Here is a 17661-nt window from a genome sequence, read left to right as displayed (position 1 = left end):
GGCCACTGCGAGTCACTGCGCTGACCATTATTTTGAAAAGACTTGTACGAGTATAGCCGAAAGTGGAAAAATTATAGCGGTTTTGAACCAGGTGTCCGCTGCGGTTGGGGCGGCAATTGAACGACACAGCATAGCCGGTCAGCTACCGGCGCTTGAAAGTCGCCAGCGGTGTTGCAGTCGGCATCAGCCCCTCCCTCAAAGCATTGACGCCTCCCCTGGCGGACGGTTTTTTTGCTTTCATTGCATGATCTGCAGAAACCTCTTCTCGGTATAGAGCAGCCTGATCCATTCATATTCAAAGGGTGACCCGGATCTGTAATACCTGAACGGCGTGCGTTTGCGGGTGTCGATGGCATTGAGGGTGCCATAGGTCAGGGGCAGCAGGAACGAGTTGTTCTCAAAATTGAAGGGGTCGATCTCGTTGAAAATCCAGATATCGCCCGCTTTGCCGATGGCATCGCGCAGGTTGGAGGGGCCGAGCACCGGCAGAACCAGGTAGGGGCCGTTGCCGATACCGTAGTACCCTAGAGTCTGCCCCAGATCCTCCTCCTGGCGCGGCAGCCCCCAGCCGGTGGCAGGGTCCCACAACCCCAACACCCCCACCGTTGAATTGACCACCAAACGCGCAGCGGTAATGCCTGTGGCTTTCGGTTTGAGTTGCAGGATGCAGTTGGCGAGGTTGTTTATTTCGAGAACGTTGTCGAAAAAATTACTGACGCGGTCCTCGGCGTAATCGGGCATGACCCGGCGGTAGCCGTCGACGGCTGGCAGAAAAAGATAGACATCGAAATAGTAGTTGAACTGATAGACCAGGCGATTGACCCGCTCCAGGGGGTCGAACACCTTGATGGCATACTCTTTTTCCGGCGCAACGAATTGTGCGACCGGGCGCATCGGCTCGGGCGCGGAGGGCACCAGGGGGCCGCAGCCCGCACACATAAAAATAACCGCCGCAATGAAGGTCAGCCCAAGGCGGCGCTCAGTTCTCATTCCACTGCTCCTGCCCGGTGAAAAAGGCCACCATCGCAGCCAGGTTATCATAATGGGCCATGTTACCGCAGTGGCCACCATAGGGATAGATTCGTGCCCTTTCGCCCATTGTATTTTCCAGCCAGTCAAGTTCTTCGGACGAGATGATGATGTCGTCGCGATTGTGCATCAGGCCCAGGCGGGAATTTTGCTGCAGATAATTAGCAATGCTCTGCAGGGTCTGCCTTCTTTGCAGTTCCTCGCCCGTAAGCCCCGCATACCGGTCCTGGTAATAGGCAAGCATGAATTCACTAAAATAGTCGGCAAACGGCGTGTGGTGAGCCACAATGAAATAATCTTCGAGGGGCTGATAGGGACTCAGTTCAACCCCTGGCGGGATCATGTAGCCGCCGCCACGCAGCACATCGGAGGTAAACACCATATTGGCGGCCGAGACGCGGAAGGAGATGCCGATCAACGCGGCGAGAAAATCGTCCGTCACCGGGTAGCGCTTGTAAGCGCTATACAGGGCGTCTCCACTGAGCTTGAACAGATCCAGTTCTCGGTTGATTTCAACCAGTTTGTTCATGACGTCGCGAAACCAGATGTTGAAATTCTCCGGGCCTCCGGGGATATTCTCCTCCAGCAGGCGGTCGAGGCGTTTGACTGATTCATACAGGTCAACCGGCGGGTTGATCATCAGCACTTTTTCGAAATTAAACAGCTGCCGTTCATCATCGATTTGAGAGACGAAAGGTGCCTGAGCGCCGCCGAGGCTGTAGCCGGCCAGGTGAAAGGCACTGACTTCGACCCTGCTCCGTACCTTCTGCCAGGCCAGCGCCATGGCGCGGTAGAGATCGCGGGAATCATCGCGCAGATCGCCCGGAACCATGCTTTCGGACGAGGAGATGATAAAATTCATATGCGTGGGCGAGGAAAGGGAGAGGACATGAAACCCCGCCTGGTAGAAGGCGCGCTGCAGAATCACCATTTTCTCTGAGTCGTAATCCGACCCGGTGCCGGCGATGAGAAATATCAGCGGCGCTTTTCGGGGTTGAGCTACGAGGGAGAAATCCATACCCTTCTGGTACCAGAAAATTTTCGGTACCTGTCGCCGGACGAATGTCTTTATACTGAAAATCTCTTTGGGGATTTCCTCGGGGAGTTCCGGTTGGTACTCGTCAGGCGTGCCGACAACGGTCGCCTCCAGGGGGTTCTCAAAGGGATAATCGTAATTGCGGACTTCTTTCGCCCCGACCTGTCCGGCCAGAAGCAAAAGCACCGCCACGAGTGTCCCAAACAAGCTGATTTTTGCTGATAATCGCATCTCTTGTCCCTCATTTCCCGCCAGCGGTTGCAATCACCAAGTGCCGCATGATGCTTCTTGATTTCAATATCGACCAGAACAAATGTACCCGCTGTGAACTGTGCGTCAACGGTGGGAGGTGGATTCAAATTGCAAATGCACCACGTGCTGCCTGCCAGAACACCTCAACACTTAACTTGGTGCAGGGCAAGAAGAATTTCGTGAAAAAGTTGCACTCGAAAGTGTTTAAAGCCGCCCTCAGCCCTCAGGCGGTGGCGGCCTGAGCCCCGGACCGGCAAGTTGCGGTTCTTTTTGTTGGCGCTGTACGACGGCGGGTTTTTCCGGAAAAGTGAAGAATGCGATCATCGTGGCGGTAGGCCAGAACCTTTTGCCGCGCGCCCGGCTTGCCAACCGAGAACATGAGCGCGCTCACGGCGGCAAGAATTGCCTGTTCGAGTTCGGCGCGTTCGATGCGCTCAAAAAACGGCGCAATGCGCTGTTCATCAAGGTATTGATCAGCAAAGGTCACACAGACCCGAGAACCGATTTCCACGGCGACCTCGCCCTCGTACCAGCCGTCGCCGAGGATAGCGGAAATCACCAGATAATCCGAGCCGCCCCTGTCTGGAAGCGCAACATGATGGATGTCGAGATAAACGCTGTGGGTGTTGTTGCTGTTGACGCGGATGGGTAGCATGGGTCGTCTCCTTGTCCCGGGGTCAATTGCTGATATCCCAAGACTAGACCATCCATGCGACACAATATGTCAATCCCCTGGAATATCCATTTTCAGAGCCTGCCGCAGCCCCTCAAGAAAATCATCCCGCAGGGGCGCGGGGCCAAGAACCTCGACATGCGGGATAAAGGAATAGAGCCAGGCAAGAATCTCGGCGCGGCCGGCTGCGGTAAAGCGCAGACGCAGCCCTCCGTCGCCGAGTTCATCGAGAATCTGCTCGGGATGCCAGGTGCGCTCGCGAATAAGATGAGCCACGGCGGGCCCAAAGCGCAGATCGAGTTCCAGAGGCGCATCATCGATCAAACCGAACGCCTGACCCGTCAGGTCTTCGGCGCGAAAGTTCTCGGGAACCTCGAATCGCTCATCCTGGACCTCAACCTGCTGCACCCGGTCGATGAGAAACAGTCTCAGGCTTTTGCGCTTGTGCGCATAGCCGCCCAGGTAGAGGGAGTTCTGATAAAAGAGCAGCAAATAAGGATCAAACTCATAAGTTTCGGCAGCACGGCGCGGCGGGGCATAGCGGATGCGGCAGCGGTACTGGTACAGCAGAGCGCGGCGCAGAGCCGCGAGGATCGCTTTTTTGTCCTGGTAGTTGCGCACCCCCTGAAAACGGGGAGCAGCCGCTGAGGCAATGCGTTCAAGATGCGCGACGCTGCGCGGCGGCAAGGATGAGCGAATTCTTCCGAAAATGGCCTCGAGATCGTCCTGAAAAGGCGTGCCCTGCAAAAACCCGAGTTGTTCACGACACAAGTAGAGGGTCAGCAACTCCTCAAGGGAGAAGGTTATGGGTGGCACGTTCTTGAAACCCGTCAAGAACCGATAAAGAGGCCCTTCATCCGTTTCATCGCGCACCAGGGGATATCCGGCATCGACGATGGCGCGCAGGTCGCGGTAGATGGTTCGGCGATTGACCTGACACTCTTCGGCCAACTCGTCAACGCTAGCACCGTAGCGCGCTTCAAGGATGCGAATCACATCATGCAGGCGCGCCGCCTGGCTGTATTTTTTTGCCGGTTTTCCCATTTACGAAGGCTGCCCTTTGTCCTTGGTGTTCAAACCTCTGACTTGTCTTCGTACCAGGTGTACTTGTGCGCCTTGCCTTTGACCCGTTCGGCCGGATATTTACGCACGTTTTTCTCCATCTTGGCTTCAACGGTTCGCGCCAGATCAAGGCCCAAAGTGTTCGCCAGCGACAGGGAGTAGATGACGATGTCGGCCAGTTCCTCGCCGATTTCCGCTAAGGCCTCGGGTTCCGGGTTTTGGGAGGCCTCAGGACTCAACCACTGAAAATGCTCCATCAACTCGGCCGCCTCGATGGCGATGGACATGCTGAGGTTTTTCGGGGTGTGAAACTGCTGCCAATCGCGCTCACGCACAAAAACAGCGACACGATCCTTAAGTTCCTTCAGAGTGGTGCGATCATCGTCAGGCGACTTGCTCATGAAGCTTGTCCTCGCAGTTCAATGTTTCCGTCATGAGAGACGCATGACTAGCCGCACGATGGGCCGGCCGAAAGTTTTTTGCCGCGGCCGATGCCGAAATATTCAAAGCCTTCAGCGGCCATGCGCACCGGATCATACTGATTGCGCCCATCGAAAATAACCGGGCTGTTCATCATGCGTTTCATGGCGTCGAAATCAGGATGGCGAAAAGGCTTCCACTCGGTCACCAGGGCCAAGGCGTCTGCGCCCTTGAGGGCATCGTACTGATGCTCGGCCAGGGTCAGGCTACCGTTGTCGAACCAGGCGCGGGGCAGCTCTCGCCTGGCGGCGTCCATGGCGATAGGGTCATAGGCCTGAACCTTGGCGCCACAGCTGATCAGTTGATGGAGCAGAACAATCGAGGGTGCTTCACGCATGTCGTCGGTGCCCGGCTTGAAAGCCAAGCCCCAGAGAGCAAAAGTCTTTCCCGAGAGATCCTGGCCAAAGCGGGCGACGATTTTTTCTCCCATAAGCAGTTTCTGGAACATGTTGCGCTGGTGCACGGACTGCAACACCAGGGGAAAGAGCTGGTTCTGTTCAGCCATATGAATCAAGGCGCTGACATCCTTGGGAAAGCAGGAGCCACCGTAGCCGCAGCCGGGATAGATGAAGGAATAGCCAATGCGCGAGTCGGAACCTATGCCCAAACGTACCTTCTCCACATCGACCCCAAGCTTGTCGCACAGATTGGCGATCTCGTTCATAAACGAGATCTTGGTGGCGAGCATGGCGTTGGCGGTATATTTGGTCATTTCGGCATCGCGCACGCCCATGACCATGATTCTATCGTGATTGCGGGAAAAATCCGCGTAAAGCAAGCGCATAACTTCGCCGGCACGTTCGCTGTCCGAACCGATGATGATGCGGTCGGGGCGCATGAAATCTTCTACCGCAGCACCTTCCTTGAGAAATTCGGGGTTGCTGACCACGTCGAAGGCCTGCTCGACGCCGCGTTTGGCCAATTCACCCTGAACGGCCGCACGGACTCTGTCGGCGGTGCCGACGGGTACCGTCGATTTGTTCACCACCACAGCATAGTCGCTCAGGTGCTGACCGATTTCAGCTGCCACGCCCAGGACATAACTCAGGTCCGCCGAGCCATCCTCACCCGGCGGCGTGCCGACGGCGATGAAATAAACATTGCTGTCGGCCATGGCTTCCGCCAGGGAGGTCGTGAAGCGCAACCGTCCCTCCTGGTAGTTACTCTGCACGATACGTTCAAGACCCGGCTCGTAAATGGGAATGATGCCCTGCTTGAGACGCGCGATCTTTTCGCCGTCGATATCAACGCAATAGACAGTGTTGCCCATTTCAGCGAAACAAGCGCCCGTCACAAGACCAACATAGCCGGTACCGATTACAGTCAAATTCATAGTCTAAAACCCTCCTGACGGGGCGTTTTCCCCGAATAATTGTCATGATTCGCAAGGGCGGCGCGCGGCGCCCCTACGCCAATTGCCTTTCCCATTCCCAAGCAGTGCGTACGATGAATTCGAGATCGTCGTGGCGGGGCTTCCAGCCGGTGGCGGCGCGCAGGCGTCCACTGTCGGCCACCAGGGCCGGGGGGTCACCAGCACGGCGGGGCGCTTCCTCGACGCAAAAATCAACCCCGGTCACCCGGCGGGCGACATCCACCACTTCCCTCACGGAATAACCATGCCCGTAACCACAATTGAAGATGTCGCTGCCGCAGCCGCCGGCCAGATGATCCAGGGCAGCCAGATGCGCGGCGGCCAGATCGTCGACATGGATATAATCACGGATGCAGATGCCATCGGGCGTGGCATAATCGGTGCCGAAGATCTGCAACCTGTCGTATTCGCCCTTGGCGGTTTTAAGGGCGCGGGTAATGAGGTGGGTGGCATTGCGGTATTTCTGACCGATGCGTCCCTGGGGATCAGCGCCGGCCACATTGAAATAACGCAAGGCAACGTAGTCGAACCCCTTTTCAGCTGCGGCCAGATCGGCGAGCAGACGCTCGCTCATCATCTTAGACGCACCGTAGGGATTGATGGGCGCCAGAGCCGTTTCCTCGGTAACGGGATTGTCCTGCGGAATTCCGTAGACCGCCGCCGTGGAGGAAAAAATCACGTTGGAGAGACGCAACTCGCGCAGAACCTCCCACAGATTCAGGGCATTGAGGGTGTTGTTGCGGTAATACTTGAGAGGATTGGCGACGCTTTCCGCCACTTCGATATGCGCGGCGAAATGAATCACCGCATCGGGATGATATTCGCTCAGGGTTTTGCGGAGCAGAGCACGGTCGGCCAGATCGCCCGTCACCAGTTGCCCGTGCAGCACCGCCTCAGCGTGCCCGGTCGAAAGATTGTCATAGGTCAGCACCTCCAGGCCGCGTTCACCCAGCGCCTTGACCACATGGCTGCCGATATAGCCGGCGCCGCCGGTCACAAAGATTTTTTTCATCGATCCCTCCTGTGAACCCTACCAGAACCAGGCAACACGAAGACCGGCACCGTCCGATCCCATGGGACCCGCAGCAAAAAAATAATCGGAATTGCGTTCATGGAAGCGCACCACCATGCGCGCAGCAAGTTCGCCCATCAGTGCACCAACGAGCACGTCTGAGACCCAATGATCATCAGACTGAATGCGCGCCGCCCCCACCAACGATGCCATCCCATAAGCAACCCATGGCATCCAGGCCTGTTCACTGCGCCGGCTCAGGACACCGGCCAGGGAAAATGCATTGGCCGTATGCCCTGAAGGCAAGGAATCATAATCCGCGGAAAAGGAAAAGGGACGAAAAGACCAGGCGTTCTCCCTGAAATCGGGCCGTTTACGACCGACACCGACCTTGAGAGCCAGCGTCGCCGCCTGCCCCAAAAAGACAGCTTCGAAAGCCATCTGTCCGGTTTCGGCGAGATATGCATCTTCACGCCAGACTCCCGCGCCCCACAAGGCCGCCGACAAGCCAAGTCCCGTCGCGGGATGACCCAGGACATCCAGACCATCGGCCAGGGAATCAAGAGAGCTGCGGTCATTTCGCTGAACCTCGCGACGAAGATTCTCGTCAAACATCGAAAAGATCCCAGCCCCGCTCAAAACTCCTAACGTTAAAACTGTTTCAGAGCGACTCCAGTAACTCTTATCCTCGTGGCGGCCTTCAGCGGCGGAGACCAACGGCACCAACAGCACCAGCATCAACCCGCAAATTGCCCCTCCCCACCTCCTGATCATTCCCATTCAATCGTGGCGGGAGGCTTTGACGAGATGTCGTACACCACCCGGTTGACCCCTTTGACCTCGTTGATGATGCGGTTGCTGATGCGAGCGAGATCGGCATAGGGCATGGGATACCAGCCGGCGGTCATGAAATCGCGGGTTTCCACCGCACGCAAAGCAATAACGTATTCGTAGGTGCGCCCGTCGCCCATGACACCGACGCTTTTCACCGGTAGAAACACGGCAAAGGCCTGGCTGATTTTGTGATAGTGGCCGCTGCTGTAAAGTTCTTCCATGTAGATGGCATCGGCGCGACGCAAGATGTCGGCATACTCCTTATTGACCGCGCCGAGGATGCGTACTCCCAGCCCCGGTCCGGGAAAGGGATGACGCCAGACCATGGCATGAGGAAGACCCAGTTCCTCGCCGATGGCGCGTACTTCGTCCTTGAACAGTTCGCGCAGGGGTTCGAGGAGCTTGAGTTTCATGTGCTCGGGCAACCCGCCCACGTTGTGGTGGCTCTTGATATTGTGCGCTTTGCCCGTCTTGCCGCCCGCCGATTCAATGACGTCGGGATAAATGGTGCCTTGGGCAAGCCATTGGGCATCGCTTACCTTACCGGCTTCTTCTTCGAAAATCTCCACGAACAGATTGCCGATAACCTTGCGCTTGAGCTCAGGGTCGGCGACGCCTGCCAAAGCACTGAGAAAACGTTCTTCGGCATCGACGCGAATCACCTGCACACCCTTGTTCTCGGCAAAGGTAGCCATCACCTGATCGCCCTCATTGAGGCGCAGCAGGCCGTTGTCGACGAACACGCAGGTCAACTGATCGCCGATGGCGCGATGAATCAGAGCGGCCGCCACCGAGGAGTCGACGCCGCCGGACAGCCCAAGAATCACCCGCTCCGCTCCGACCTGCGCACGGATGCGGGCAACCGCATCTTCGATGATCTGGCCGGGTGTCCAGCGGCCCTGACAACCGCAAATGCGGCGCACAAACACGTTGAGCAGGGTTTCGCCGCGCGGAGTATGGTTGACTTCGGGATGAAACTGGACCCCGTAGAGACCGCGCTCCACGTTCTGAATGGCGCACACGGGCGCATTGTCCGTGCCGGCCACGACCTCGAAGCCGTGGGGAATTCTCTCCACATGATCGCCATGACTCATCCACACGGGGCTGCGCCCCTCGGCGAAAAAGCCGTCGAACAGCGGACCGGGACGTCCCTGGGCGAGAAGATCGGCATGGCCGTATTCACGTTTGCCGGCGGGGACCACTTCACCGCCGAAATGGCGGCTCATGAGCTGCATGCCGTAACAGATGCCCAGCACCGGCACACCCAGTTCGAACAACTCTTCCGCCACGGCGGGAGCACCCTCGTCATAAACGGCTTTGGGACCACCCGATAGAATGATGCCGCGTGGCGCAAAGGCGCGAATCTCGTCAAGCGGCATATCGAAGGGGTGCAGCTCGCAATACACATGCGCCTCGCGGACACGGCGGGCGATGAGCTGGGTATATTGCGACCCGAAATCGAGAATCAAAATTTTTTCCTGGTGAATATCCTGGGACATTGAGGGCTCCGTGCCAAAAACGCGGGCGGGGACGGTTGGAGAGCGCCGCCCCCGCCAGGTTTCCAGGCGAATATTAAAATGTTTTGATAATTTGATTAATTGAAACGCTCAAGGCGGTAGTTGGGCGCTTCCTGGCTGATGGTGACATCATGCACATGGGATTCACGCAAACCGGCATTGGTGATACGCACGAACTCTCCTCGCTCCTGCAATTCCTTCAACGTGTGGCAACCGGTGTAGCCCATGCCTGAGCGCAACCCGCCCATCAGTTGGTGAATGTTGGCCGAAAGACTGCCGCGATAGGGCACACGCCCCTCGATGCCTTCGGGCACCAACTTGATGTCACTCTCCACATCGCCCTGGAAATAGCGATCCTTGCTGCCCTGCTTCATGGCGCCGAGACTGCCCATGCCGCGATAGGATTTGTAGGTCCGCCCCTGGTATAGGATGGTCTCGCCGGGGGCTTCATCGGTGCCGGCAAACAACGAGCCGATCATAAGAATATCTGCTCCGGCGGCGACGGCTTTAGGCAGATCTCCCGAAAACTTGATGCCGCCATCGGCAATCAACGGGATGCCCGCCTTGCTCGTCACCCGGGCAACGTCGGCAATGGCGGTGATCTGCGGCACGCCCACCCCGGCGACGACGCGCGTGGTGCAGATGGAACCCGGTCCGATGCCCACCTTTACGGCATCGACCCCGGCCTTGATCAAAGCTTCAGCAGCCGCGCCTGTGGCGATGTTGCCCGCCACAAGTTGCAGATCGGGATACTGACGACGCGTATCGATCACGGCGTCGATAACGCCCTGGGAATGGCCATGAGCGGTATCGATGATCACCACGTCGACACCGGCGCGCGTCAGCAATTCCAGACGCTCCTCGCGATCGGCGCCGACCCCGATGGCGGCTCCGGCACGCAGGCGACCGATATCGTCCTTGCACGCGTTGGGATATTTGCGCACCTTTTCAATATCTTTAATGGTAATCAGTCCCCGTAATGCGCCCTGATCATCCACCACCAGCAGCTTTTCAATACGGTGCTGATGCAGATGGTACTTGGCCTCCTCCAGTGTGGTGCCGGGCGGCACGGTCACCAGCTTGTCCTTGGTCATGACATTACGGATCGGCTGATCAAGCTTGGTTTCAAAGCGCAGATCGCGATTGGTGAGAATCCCCACCAACTTGCCCTCCTTGGTGATCGGCACTCCGGAAATACGATAGCGCTCCATCAGCTCCAGAGCTTCATAAATCTTCTGGTCGGGATCCATGGTGATGGGATCGACGATCATACCGCTTTCCGACTTCTTGACCTGGTCGACCTCAACGGCCTGGGCTGCAGGATCCATGTTTTTGTGGATAATTCCCAGGCCGCCTTCGCGCGCCATGCAAATGGCAGTGCGGGATTCAGTCACGGTGTCCATGGCGGCGGACAGCAGGGGGATATTGAGGCGGATTCCGGCGGTCAGTTGGGTCGTGAGATCGACATCCTTGGGCAGGACGGTGGAATGGGCGGGCAGCAGCAAAACATCGTCGAAGGTGAGACCTTCGCGAAGGTGATCGCGATCCAGCATGGGCAACTCCTCACATCAGGGGCGGAAAAGCAGGAGAAAAGCACAACAGGGCGAAAAAAATAATTGGTAAATTTATCCCGGGATCTTCGCCAGGGTCAAGCCATAAAACCTTTTTCACCACCGAGAACGCCAAGCACGCAGAGAAAAACCCCAAAAAATAATTATCGTTTGATCAGCAAGCTCGCAGGCAGTGGCGGCTGTGGAAAATCCATCAGTTCGGGATGAACATCTTCCGGTTGCCGATGCGGTAAATCAATCCGGACAGCAGGCGCACGGTATTTTCCAGATCCTCCAACGAGAGCAGTTCCACCGGGGTGTGCATGTAGCGCAAGGGAACACTGACCAGCGCAGTGGCGACACCTCCGCGCGAAAGTTGCATGACGTTGGCGTCGGTACCGGTGGCACGCGGATGCCCGACGATTTGGCAGGGAATGTTCTCCTCGCGCGCAGTCGCGGTCAAAAGTTCGAAGAGCGCCGGGTTGATGTTGGGACCGCGCGCAATGATCGGTCCGCCGCCGACCTTGGTTTCGCCGTTTTCCTTCTTGTCGATTTCGGGAACATCGGTGGCGAATCCCACCTCGACGGCGATCCCGAGATCGGGATTGACCCCGTACACGCTGGTTGCACCGCCGCGCAGGCCGATTTCTTCCTGTACCGTGGATACCCCGTAAAGATCGACAGGAGCGGCCCCACGCGTGCGCACTTCCTGCAAAACCCGCGCAACGATAAAGGCGCCCATCTTGTCGTCGAAAGCGCGGGAAATCACCCGATCGTTCTCAAGACGCTCCAGACCTACGGCAAAAGTCACCGGGTCGCCCACGGCCACCAATTCCTGGACTTCTTCACGGTTGCGGCAACCAATATCGATGAATTGGCTCTTGAGCTTAATCACTGTTTCGCGATCTTTCTGGTCCATCAGGTGGATGGGTTTCTTGCCCACCACCCCCAGAACCGAGCGCGTCTGACCGTGAATATAAACCCGCTGGCCGGGCACCAGATGGGCGTCGATGCCACCGATGGCGGCGAAATAGATGAAGCCCTGGTCGTCGATGTACTTGACCATCAGCCCGATTTCGTCGCAGTGGCCGGCAAGCATGACCCGCGGCAGGTTCTCACCCTGTCCTTTCACCAGACCGATGACATTACCCATGACATCGGTTGTAAGTTCATCGACCACGCCATCCAGATGTCGGCGGATCACCCGCTGCGCAGGCTGTTCAAAACCCGAGGGGCTGGGCGCTTCAACGAGCTCCTTAAGAAACGAGAAATTCTGATCAGTCATGTAAAGGCTGTCCTTTGTCATTTATCGTTGGTCGTTGGTTGTTGGTTGTCATGCACTTGCCTTTGGTTTCCACAAAGGACCAAGGACCAAAAACGCTTTTTATTTCAAGGCCTTCTCAATCAGCGCCGCGCTGTGGCGGCGGCACTGCTCGTATTCCGATTCGCTCAAACCCGCGCCCAGGGCGACTTTGCGGGCCATGTCGGCTGAGACCAGGTCTCCAGGGGCATGGGCGTCGTTGTTGACCACCAGCCTCGCGCCATGCTTGCGGGCGAGTTGCGCGACATGGCCGTTGGCCAGGCTGTGTCCCTTGCGGGTGGTGATCTCCAGACAAATTCCGCGCTGCGCGGCGAGGCGCACCTCGTCTTCGGTGATCAGGCCGGGATGACTGAGGATGTCGATGTCGGCGGCCAGAGCGGCGGCGTTGGTCCCGGGTGAAACCGGCTCAACCAGGGTTTCGCCGTGACAGACGATGATCCGCGCCCCCAGAGCGCGCGCCCGCTCGGCGGCGGCGGCAATCTGCGCCGGGGGGATATGGGTGAGCTCCACTCCCGGAACGACCCTCACCCCCCAGGCGGGCCCATAGATTTGAGCGCCTTCGATGATCCGCGGCAGGATGAAATCGAGATTGGAAAGATCAACGTGATCGGTAATCGCCAAGGCACTATAGCCGGCAACTGCTGCACGGCGGATAAGCTCGGCGGGAATCAGTTCGCCGTCGCTGAACAGTGTATGAGTATGCAGATCAATCATGACACATCCTTTTGGGTTAAACGAGTCAGCAGAGAAACCAACAGGCGGCGCAGTTCCTCACGGTTGCCTTTGGCCAGAAAAAACGTATCCTCGCCCTCGGGAACGAAAGCAACCCGCGCCAGCGGCACATCGCTGCGCTTGGAGAAAAAACTTTCGGCGGCATCGAGGTTGTCGGTGCCCGCAGGTGACAAGACGCCGAAGAGACGACGACAAAAAGGCGACCACAGGGGCGCGGCGTCCTCGCCGGCAGGCAACGACAACAGGCGCAGGGCAAAGGTTTCTCCCATGCGCAAAAGACCCAGATCGCATACCCCGGCCGTAACCGCACCATTGAGAACCTCGGCCGCAGGTTCATATTCAGGCATGCTTTGCAGATAGCGGATAAAAGACTGGATATCGCTGCCGCGCGGGGCCAGCAGAATCAACTTGGCCGTAGAACCTTCCAGCAGCGTGTCGCGCTCGCCGAAATGATCCTTGATCAGGATGATTTCATCTGAGTGCAGCAGCGGAGTAAGATCATTCGTCGCCAGGGACTCTTCACGCCGCTCTTCAACCAGGCCTTTTTCCAGAAGAATGCGGATGATCTGCCAAATATCATAGTCACAGCGTGGGCAGTGATCGAGAATCTCCTCGACCCTCTGATAGTATTCGAGCAATACCAGTATTTCCTGGGTGGTCGGCCGCAAGCCACGCGGCAACCGCTCCAGAGGCACCTTGAGAAACAGCAGGGAATCAGGGCTGGGCAAATCGGCAGCGACGGCATTGAGTTCGTCGATCTGGCGTAGCCCTTCCATAATCAGGTGCTCCAGTGGCCGGGTGATACGCACTTCTTCATCAGGAATTTCCGGGAAAAAGGAAAAACGCCCCCGTTCCCAGGAAAGCAGGCGGAAAAAGGCCTTTTCCCCCTCGACCCGACCAACCCGGGCGTTGATCACACCGCCTTCCAGCAGCGCGATTGTGCCGCGCCGCTCGTCGCACTCCAGAGTCAAGGTGCCATCCTTACGGTTGTGCCCGAAAATCTGCAGCATGTCGGTAAGCGAGACCTGCTCCAGGTTGCCCTCGACCTGCTTGCTCTGGCGCGTCACCTGCTCGGTGCGCTCCCGACGCATGAGGTGTCCCAGGGTCACCGAAAGCACCTGCTCAGTGTTGAAGGGACGCACCAGGTAATGGTCGCGATGGCGACGGAACCCCTCCACCTCACCCCCTTCGGGGCCGACAAAAATAAAAGCCAGTTTGTCGGTGCGCGGATTGGCCCGCAGGATCTGAGCAAGGCGAGCCGCCCCGATAAGGGGCAGGTCCACATCAACCACCATCAGATCCGGAACCAACGCCAAAGCACGCTCCAGAGCCTGAGTGCCGTCCACGCGGGACTCGACCTCGAAGCCGCGACGCAGCAAGGACTCGGCGACCGCGGAGAAATCCCCGCGGGCACCGGCAAATAGAATTTTGCGAGAGTTCGGCTCACCCATGGGATTCAGATCTGCACCTGGAGTTGATACTGCTCCTGAAGTTTGGCAATCATATTTTCCACAAAATAAAAGTCGGACGTGTGAAAACCGACCAGCTCCCTACCACGGCGCCGGGCAAACAGGGCATAGGCCGAATCCTCATTGAGATACAACAGAAAGGGGACCTTGTGAAAAGGCTCTTCCTTAATGAAGATGGGAACGGTGCGCTGATAATCCCAGTGCACGCGCTGGTGTCCTCCCACCAGAAACAAAGAGGTGGCCGATTTTTCCAGATGTTCCAGATGCGGAAGCGAGGAGCGCACCTCGGAAAAGTCCGCGCAGCCGCGAAAGATGACACCACGCACCCGGCTTGATTCGACGACCTCACGGCAAAATGCGCCTTGAATGATTTCTAGATTTTCTAAAGGCATGCGCACATAGCAGCTTTTGAACTTCGCCTGATAGAATTCCAGGGCGGGCGCCACCTCGACAACGGCATCCCTGAAGCGATAATCACTCGTTTTTCCGAGAATCTTACCAACCACGCTCCAGAAGGAAACGGGGTCCCAATTTTCCTTGAGATACAGACTGGACTTAAGGCGTTCCAAGCGTCCCTCAGCACTCGCATTGAGCTGCTCGAAGCTCGCCCCATCCATAGGAAAGGCCGCGGAACGCATATACGCCTTGAGAGAAAAACTCTTTTTCAGGTCACAGAGAACCAGATTTCCGCGCAGCGCCTTGCGAATGCGTTTCTGCGTGATGAGCGAACCCCAGTAATCGGTTTCCGGAAGTAGAATGTAGAAATCATCGGCGGCGGCCATGGCCATGATGTCGGCATCGCGCAGTATAGAATTGATCGCCTCGATGACCCGCGTCATGGCGGCTTCCATTTCGCGGCTGCGAAAATGATGATGCAGTTCGGCGTAATTATCCACCCGCAGGCGAATCAGGGACAGGTTCCGCCCATAACGCCGCACCTTGCTCAGCTCCTTTTCCATATGGTCGCGGAAAAAGGCCATGTTGTAAGCCTCGGCGCGCGGCATGCGCAGACTGCGCTGCTCAAGAGCGCGATGCAGGAGCACGTTGTGCAAAGCGCTTGCGGCAAACTCGGCGGCGGCGGCGGCGAGTTTGAGATCGCCCCGGTTGAAAACTCCGCGACCCACCGGAGCTTCAATGCGAATCAGCGCCAGAGTTTCGCGCGCGTGCCGCAGGGGCACCCACATCCGATCCTCACCCGGGAGCAAAACCGGTTCCTTGCCCGAAGGCAAAACAGCCTCGTCCTCGCCCGGCTGCAGCGTCTCCTCTTGCGGCAGGATCCGGGCCAGCCCGCGCCGGCAGCGGCGGCGGAAATAGCTGCCATCGAAACCGGCGAGCCACAGCGCCCCGCCCTCGGCTCCCAGCAGTTCCATCAGCGTATCGAGAATCAGATCACCGAGGCGGTCGAGTTCGTGGACATGAAGAAATTGACGACATTTTTGGTAAGTGGCGACGATGGAAACATATTCAAGATTTTCGTCGAGAAGTTTGCGGTGTTCGAGATGCTGAGCGCGACGGAAGAGAGTTTTGTTGACCAGCAGAAGAAATTCTTCGGGATTGATGGGCTTGCACACATAGTCGGCCACACCGGCCTTCATGGCCGCCACCGCCGTGGGTACATCAGTCATAGCACTGACGACGATGATTTCCTGATCGGGATTAAATCTTTTGATGGCGCGGCTGGTTTCGACGCCGTCGATCCCCTTGAGGCCCAGATCGGAGATGACCAGATCGAAATCCTCCCGGCGCAGAACATCAAGGGCTTCTTCACCGCTCTGCGCTGTGCGCACCACATAGCCCTCGCGGGCAAGGATGTCGCGGTAGAGTTCGCGAAAGAACTTTTCGTCGTCAATGGCGAGAATGCGCCCTTTGGCCATACCGGGGTCCAGTGAAAGAAGGGAGGGATCGGCCGCCTCCCCCTCTTTTTTCAGTCTTCAGTTATGGGGGAGGTAACTTAACTTGCCGCGCGCACCTCGTCGGCTTCAAGCTCGCCGGCCTGACTGTTCTTGAACGAGGCGGTGATGCGCACCGGCACGATGCGTCCGACCAGATCGGGCGAACCGGTGAAATTGACGATGCGGTTCCAGGTTGTGCGGCCGAATAACTGGCCGCCGCCTTGGCGGCTGACGCCCTCGACCAGCACCGGCAGCACCCGGCCGACATCGCTCTGCCAGATTCGGGCGCTGATGTCCTGCTGCAGAGCCAGCAAGCGGTCGAAGCGTGCCTGCTTGTCTTTGGGATCAAGGTTTTCCTCCAGCTCCGCCGCCGCGGTGCCGCTGCGCGGCGAATAGAGAAAACTGTAGATGTCGGCGTACTCTACCTGGGCGACCAATGCAAGAGTCTCGCCGAAATCCTCCTCCGTCTCGCCGGGAAAGCCGACGATGAGGTCCGAGGTCAGGCGGATATCAGGGCACACGTCTTTGAGCCGCGCCACTTTTTCCAGATACTGAGCACGGGTATAGCCGCGATTCATGGCCGCCAGAATCGGATCTGCGCCGCACTGTACCGGCAGATGCAAGTGCTTGACGAGCTTGGGCATTTCACCGAAGCAGGCGATCAGCTCCTCGGAGAGATCCTTGGGATGGGAGGTGGTGAAGCGGATGCGTTCGATGCCCTCGATTTCGTGCACCGCGCGCAGCAGCTGGGAAAAAGAGATTTCCCCCGCCTCGCGCAGACCGTAGGAGTTGACGTTTTGCCCCAGCAGAGTCACCTCCCTCACCCCGCCCGCCGCCAAATCACGGATTTCGGCCAGGATATCGCCGCTCGGACGGCTGATCTCGCGGCCACGCACGTGGGGCACGATGCAATAGGAGCAGAAATTGTCGCAACCCTGCATGACGGTGACGAAGCGGGTCACGGCATCGTCGGCCTTGCGTTCGGGGAAGAGCAGGCGACGGGTTTCGGCATCGAGAAATTCCGTTTCGAAACGGCGCTGCTTTTCCCCCGTGACACCTGCCAGCATTTCGGGTAGACGGTGAATATTGTGAGTGCCGAACACCAGGTCGACAAAGCGCAGCTTGTCCAGCAGCCGCTCGCCTTCCTGTTGAGCCACGCAGCCGCCGACGCCGATGATCAGGTCGGGCCGCTGCTCTTTCAAAGGCTTGAAGCGGCCGAGATGGCCGTAGACCTTACGCTCGGCCTTGTCACGCACGGAGCAGGTGTTGAGCAAAATCAAATCGGCCTGCTCCGGGGTCTCCACCTGGACATATCCGACACGGCCGAGCAGATCGACGATCTGCTCCGAATCGACCACGTTCATTTGGCAGCCGAACGTTTCAAGATAGAAAAACTTCGTCATTTCGCTGATATTTTCACCTTTTCTGGA

At 57.8% G+C, this 17661-nt stretch carries 16 protein-coding genes; 1 reads left to right on the top strand and 15 read right to left on the bottom strand.

Annotated features, from left to right (window positions below; genetic code table 11):
• Positions 1 to 237 precede the first annotated feature (237 nt).
• Positions 238 to 990 (bottom strand): MlaA family lipoprotein, encoded by a 753-nt coding sequence (locus tag GFER_RS11015; RefSeq protein ID WP_040099429.1) that lies wholly within the window; start codon positions 988 to 990, stop codon positions 238 to 240.
• On the bottom strand, positions 980 to 2296 hold the full coding sequence (locus tag GFER_RS11010; protein ID WP_040099428.1) for an alpha/beta fold hydrolase family protein: 1317 nt from the start codon (positions 2294 to 2296) through the stop codon (positions 980 to 982). The genes GFER_RS11015 and GFER_RS11010 overlap by 11 nt, the downstream gene beginning before the upstream one ends.
• A 47-nt stretch (positions 2297 to 2343) precedes the next feature.
• On the opposite strand from GFER_RS11010, the gene GFER_RS18700 reads away from it, so the two are divergent.
• The gene (locus GFER_RS18700) at positions 2344 to 2559 is read left to right on the top strand and encodes a hypothetical protein (RefSeq protein ID WP_139172091.1); all 216 of its coding nucleotides are present in this window, start codon (positions 2344 to 2346) and stop codon (positions 2557 to 2559) included.
• Here the strand turns inward: GFER_RS18700 and GFER_RS11005 are convergent.
• The 13 genes from GFER_RS11005 to miaB all read right to left on the bottom strand — a co-directional run bounded on the left by GFER_RS11005 (position 2541) and on the right by miaB (position 17634).
• Entirely contained in the window at positions 2541 to 2972 is a 432-nt protein-coding gene (locus tag GFER_RS11005) for a hypothetical protein (RefSeq protein ID WP_040099427.1), read from the bottom strand. The two genes, GFER_RS18700 and GFER_RS11005, sit on opposite strands and share 19 nt — an antisense overlap.
• Positions 2973 to 3041: 69 nt before the next feature.
• Positions 3042 to 4034 carry a helix-turn-helix transcriptional regulator gene (locus GFER_RS11000; RefSeq protein ID WP_040099426.1) on the bottom strand — a complete coding sequence of 331 codons (993 nt, stop codon included), beginning with the start codon at positions 4032 to 4034 and terminating at the stop codon, positions 3042 to 3044.
• A gap of 29 nt (positions 4035 to 4063) precedes the next feature.
• On the bottom strand, positions 4064 to 4453 hold the full coding sequence (locus GFER_RS10995; RefSeq protein ID WP_040099425.1) for a nucleotide pyrophosphohydrolase: 390 nt from the start codon (positions 4451 to 4453) through the stop codon (positions 4064 to 4066).
• Between the two features lie 47 nt (positions 4454 to 4500).
• A complete protein-coding gene (locus GFER_RS10990; RefSeq protein WP_040099423.1) occupies positions 4501 to 5865 on the bottom strand; it encodes a UDP-glucose dehydrogenase family protein in 1365 nt (454 codons plus the stop codon).
• A 73-nt stretch (positions 5866 to 5938) separates the two neighbouring features.
• The gene (galE, locus tag GFER_RS10985) at positions 5939 to 6916 is read right to left on the bottom strand and encodes a UDP-glucose 4-epimerase GalE (protein ID WP_040099422.1); all 978 of its coding nucleotides are present in this window, start codon (positions 6914 to 6916) and stop codon (positions 5939 to 5941) included.
• 18 nt (positions 6917 to 6934) lie between these two features.
• A complete protein-coding gene (locus GFER_RS10980; RefSeq protein ID WP_052446297.1) occupies positions 6935 to 7531 on the bottom strand; it encodes a phosphatase PAP2 family protein in 597 nt (198 codons plus the stop codon).
• A gap of 155 nt (positions 7532 to 7686) precedes the next feature.
• Positions 7687 to 9249 (bottom strand): glutamine-hydrolyzing GMP synthase, encoded by a 1563-nt coding sequence (guaA, locus tag GFER_RS10975; RefSeq protein WP_040099421.1) that lies wholly within the window; start codon positions 9247 to 9249, stop codon positions 7687 to 7689.
• Positions 9250 to 9344: 95 nt separating this feature from the next.
• Positions 9345 to 10820: an IMP dehydrogenase gene (guaB, locus tag GFER_RS10970; protein ID WP_040099419.1), complete on the bottom strand. Its 1476-nt coding sequence runs from the start codon at positions 10818 to 10820 to the stop codon at positions 9345 to 9347.
• A gap of 211 nt (positions 10821 to 11031) precedes the next feature.
• Positions 11032 to 12102: a M42 family metallopeptidase gene (locus GFER_RS10965; RefSeq protein WP_040099418.1), complete on the bottom strand. Its 1071-nt coding sequence runs from the start codon at positions 12100 to 12102 to the stop codon at positions 11032 to 11034.
• A 99-nt stretch (positions 12103 to 12201) separates the two neighbouring features.
• Positions 12202 to 12852: a histidinol phosphate phosphatase domain-containing protein gene (locus GFER_RS10960; protein ID WP_040099416.1), complete on the bottom strand. Its 651-nt coding sequence runs from the start codon at positions 12850 to 12852 to the stop codon at positions 12202 to 12204.
• Positions 12849 to 14321, bottom strand: coding sequence for a DUF4388 domain-containing protein (locus GFER_RS10955; RefSeq protein ID WP_040099414.1), 1473 nt, complete (start codon positions 14319 to 14321; stop codon positions 12849 to 12851). The genes GFER_RS10960 and GFER_RS10955 overlap by 4 nt, the downstream gene beginning before the upstream one ends.
• Before the next feature lie 5 nt (positions 14322 to 14326).
• Positions 14327 to 16213 (bottom strand): response regulator, encoded by a 1887-nt coding sequence (locus GFER_RS10950; protein ID WP_040099412.1) that lies wholly within the window; start codon positions 16211 to 16213, stop codon positions 14327 to 14329.
• Positions 16214 to 16290: 77 nt separating this feature from the next.
• Complete coding sequence (gene miaB, locus GFER_RS10945) at positions 16291 to 17634, bottom strand: tRNA (N6-isopentenyl adenosine(37)-C2)-methylthiotransferase MiaB (RefSeq protein ID WP_040099410.1); 1344 nt, start codon at positions 17632 to 17634, stop codon at positions 16291 to 16293.
• Between the last annotated feature and the right edge of the window lie 27 nt (positions 17635 to 17661).

Origin of the sequence: Geoalkalibacter ferrihydriticus DSM 17813 (assembly GCF_000820505.1) — a bacterium.
GTDB lineage: Bacteria > Desulfobacterota > Desulfuromonadia > Desulfuromonadales > Geoalkalibacteraceae > Geoalkalibacter > Geoalkalibacter ferrihydriticus.
The sequence above is the reverse complement of the archived record's forward strand: the minus strand, read 5'-3'. Positions and strand labels throughout refer to the sequence as shown.

Excerpts from the sequence above, each read along its gene's own strand:
- galE (WP_040099422.1), bottom strand. The coding sequence starts at position 6,916 with ATGAAAAAAATCTTTGTGACCGGCGGCGCCGGCTATATCGGCAGCCAT.
- GFER_RS10960 (WP_040099416.1), bottom strand. The coding sequence starts at position 12,852 with ATGATTGATCTGCATACTCATACACTGTTCAGCGACGGCGAACTGATT.
- GFER_RS10980 (WP_052446297.1), bottom strand. The coding sequence starts at position 7,531 with ATGTTTGACGAGAATCTTCGTCGCGAGGTTCAGCGAAATGACCGCAGC.
- GFER_RS11015 (WP_040099429.1), bottom strand. The coding sequence starts at position 990 with ATGAGAACTGAGCGCCGCCTTGGGCTGACCTTCATTGCGGCGGTTATT.
- guaA (WP_040099421.1), bottom strand. The coding sequence starts at position 9,249 with ATGTCCCAGGATATTCACCAGGAAAAAATTTTGATTCTCGATTTCGGG.
- GFER_RS10950 (WP_040099412.1), bottom strand. The coding sequence starts at position 16,213 with ATGGCCAAAGGGCGCATTCTCGCCATTGACGACGAAAAGTTCTTTCGC.
- GFER_RS11000 (WP_040099426.1), bottom strand. The coding sequence starts at position 4,034 with ATGGGAAAACCGGCAAAAAAATACAGCCAGGCGGCGCGCCTGCATGAT.
- miaB (WP_040099410.1), bottom strand. The coding sequence starts at position 17,634 with ATGACGAAGTTTTTCTATCTTGAAACGTTCGGCTGCCAAATGAACGTG.
- GFER_RS10990 (WP_040099423.1), bottom strand. The coding sequence starts at position 5,865 with ATGAATTTGACTGTAATCGGTACCGGCTATGTTGGTCTTGTGACGGGC.
- guaB (WP_040099419.1), bottom strand. The coding sequence starts at position 10,820 with ATGCTGGATCGCGATCACCTTCGCGAAGGTCTCACCTTCGACGATGTT.
- GFER_RS10955 (WP_040099414.1), bottom strand. The coding sequence starts at position 14,321 with ATGGGTGAGCCGAACTCTCGCAAAATTCTATTTGCCGGTGCCCGCGGG.
- GFER_RS18700 (WP_139172091.1), top strand. The coding sequence starts at position 2,344 with ATGATGCTTCTTGATTTCAATATCGACCAGAACAAATGTACCCGCTGT.
- GFER_RS10965 (WP_040099418.1), bottom strand. The coding sequence starts at position 12,102 with ATGACTGATCAGAATTTCTCGTTTCTTAAGGAGCTCGTTGAAGCGCCC.
- GFER_RS10995 (WP_040099425.1), bottom strand. The coding sequence starts at position 4,453 with ATGAGCAAGTCGCCTGACGATGATCGCACCACTCTGAAGGAACTTAAG.
- GFER_RS11005 (WP_040099427.1), bottom strand. The coding sequence starts at position 2,972 with ATGCTACCCATCCGCGTCAACAGCAACAACACCCACAGCGTTTATCTC.
- GFER_RS11010 (WP_040099428.1), bottom strand. The coding sequence starts at position 2,296 with ATGCGATTATCAGCAAAAATCAGCTTGTTTGGGACACTCGTGGCGGTG.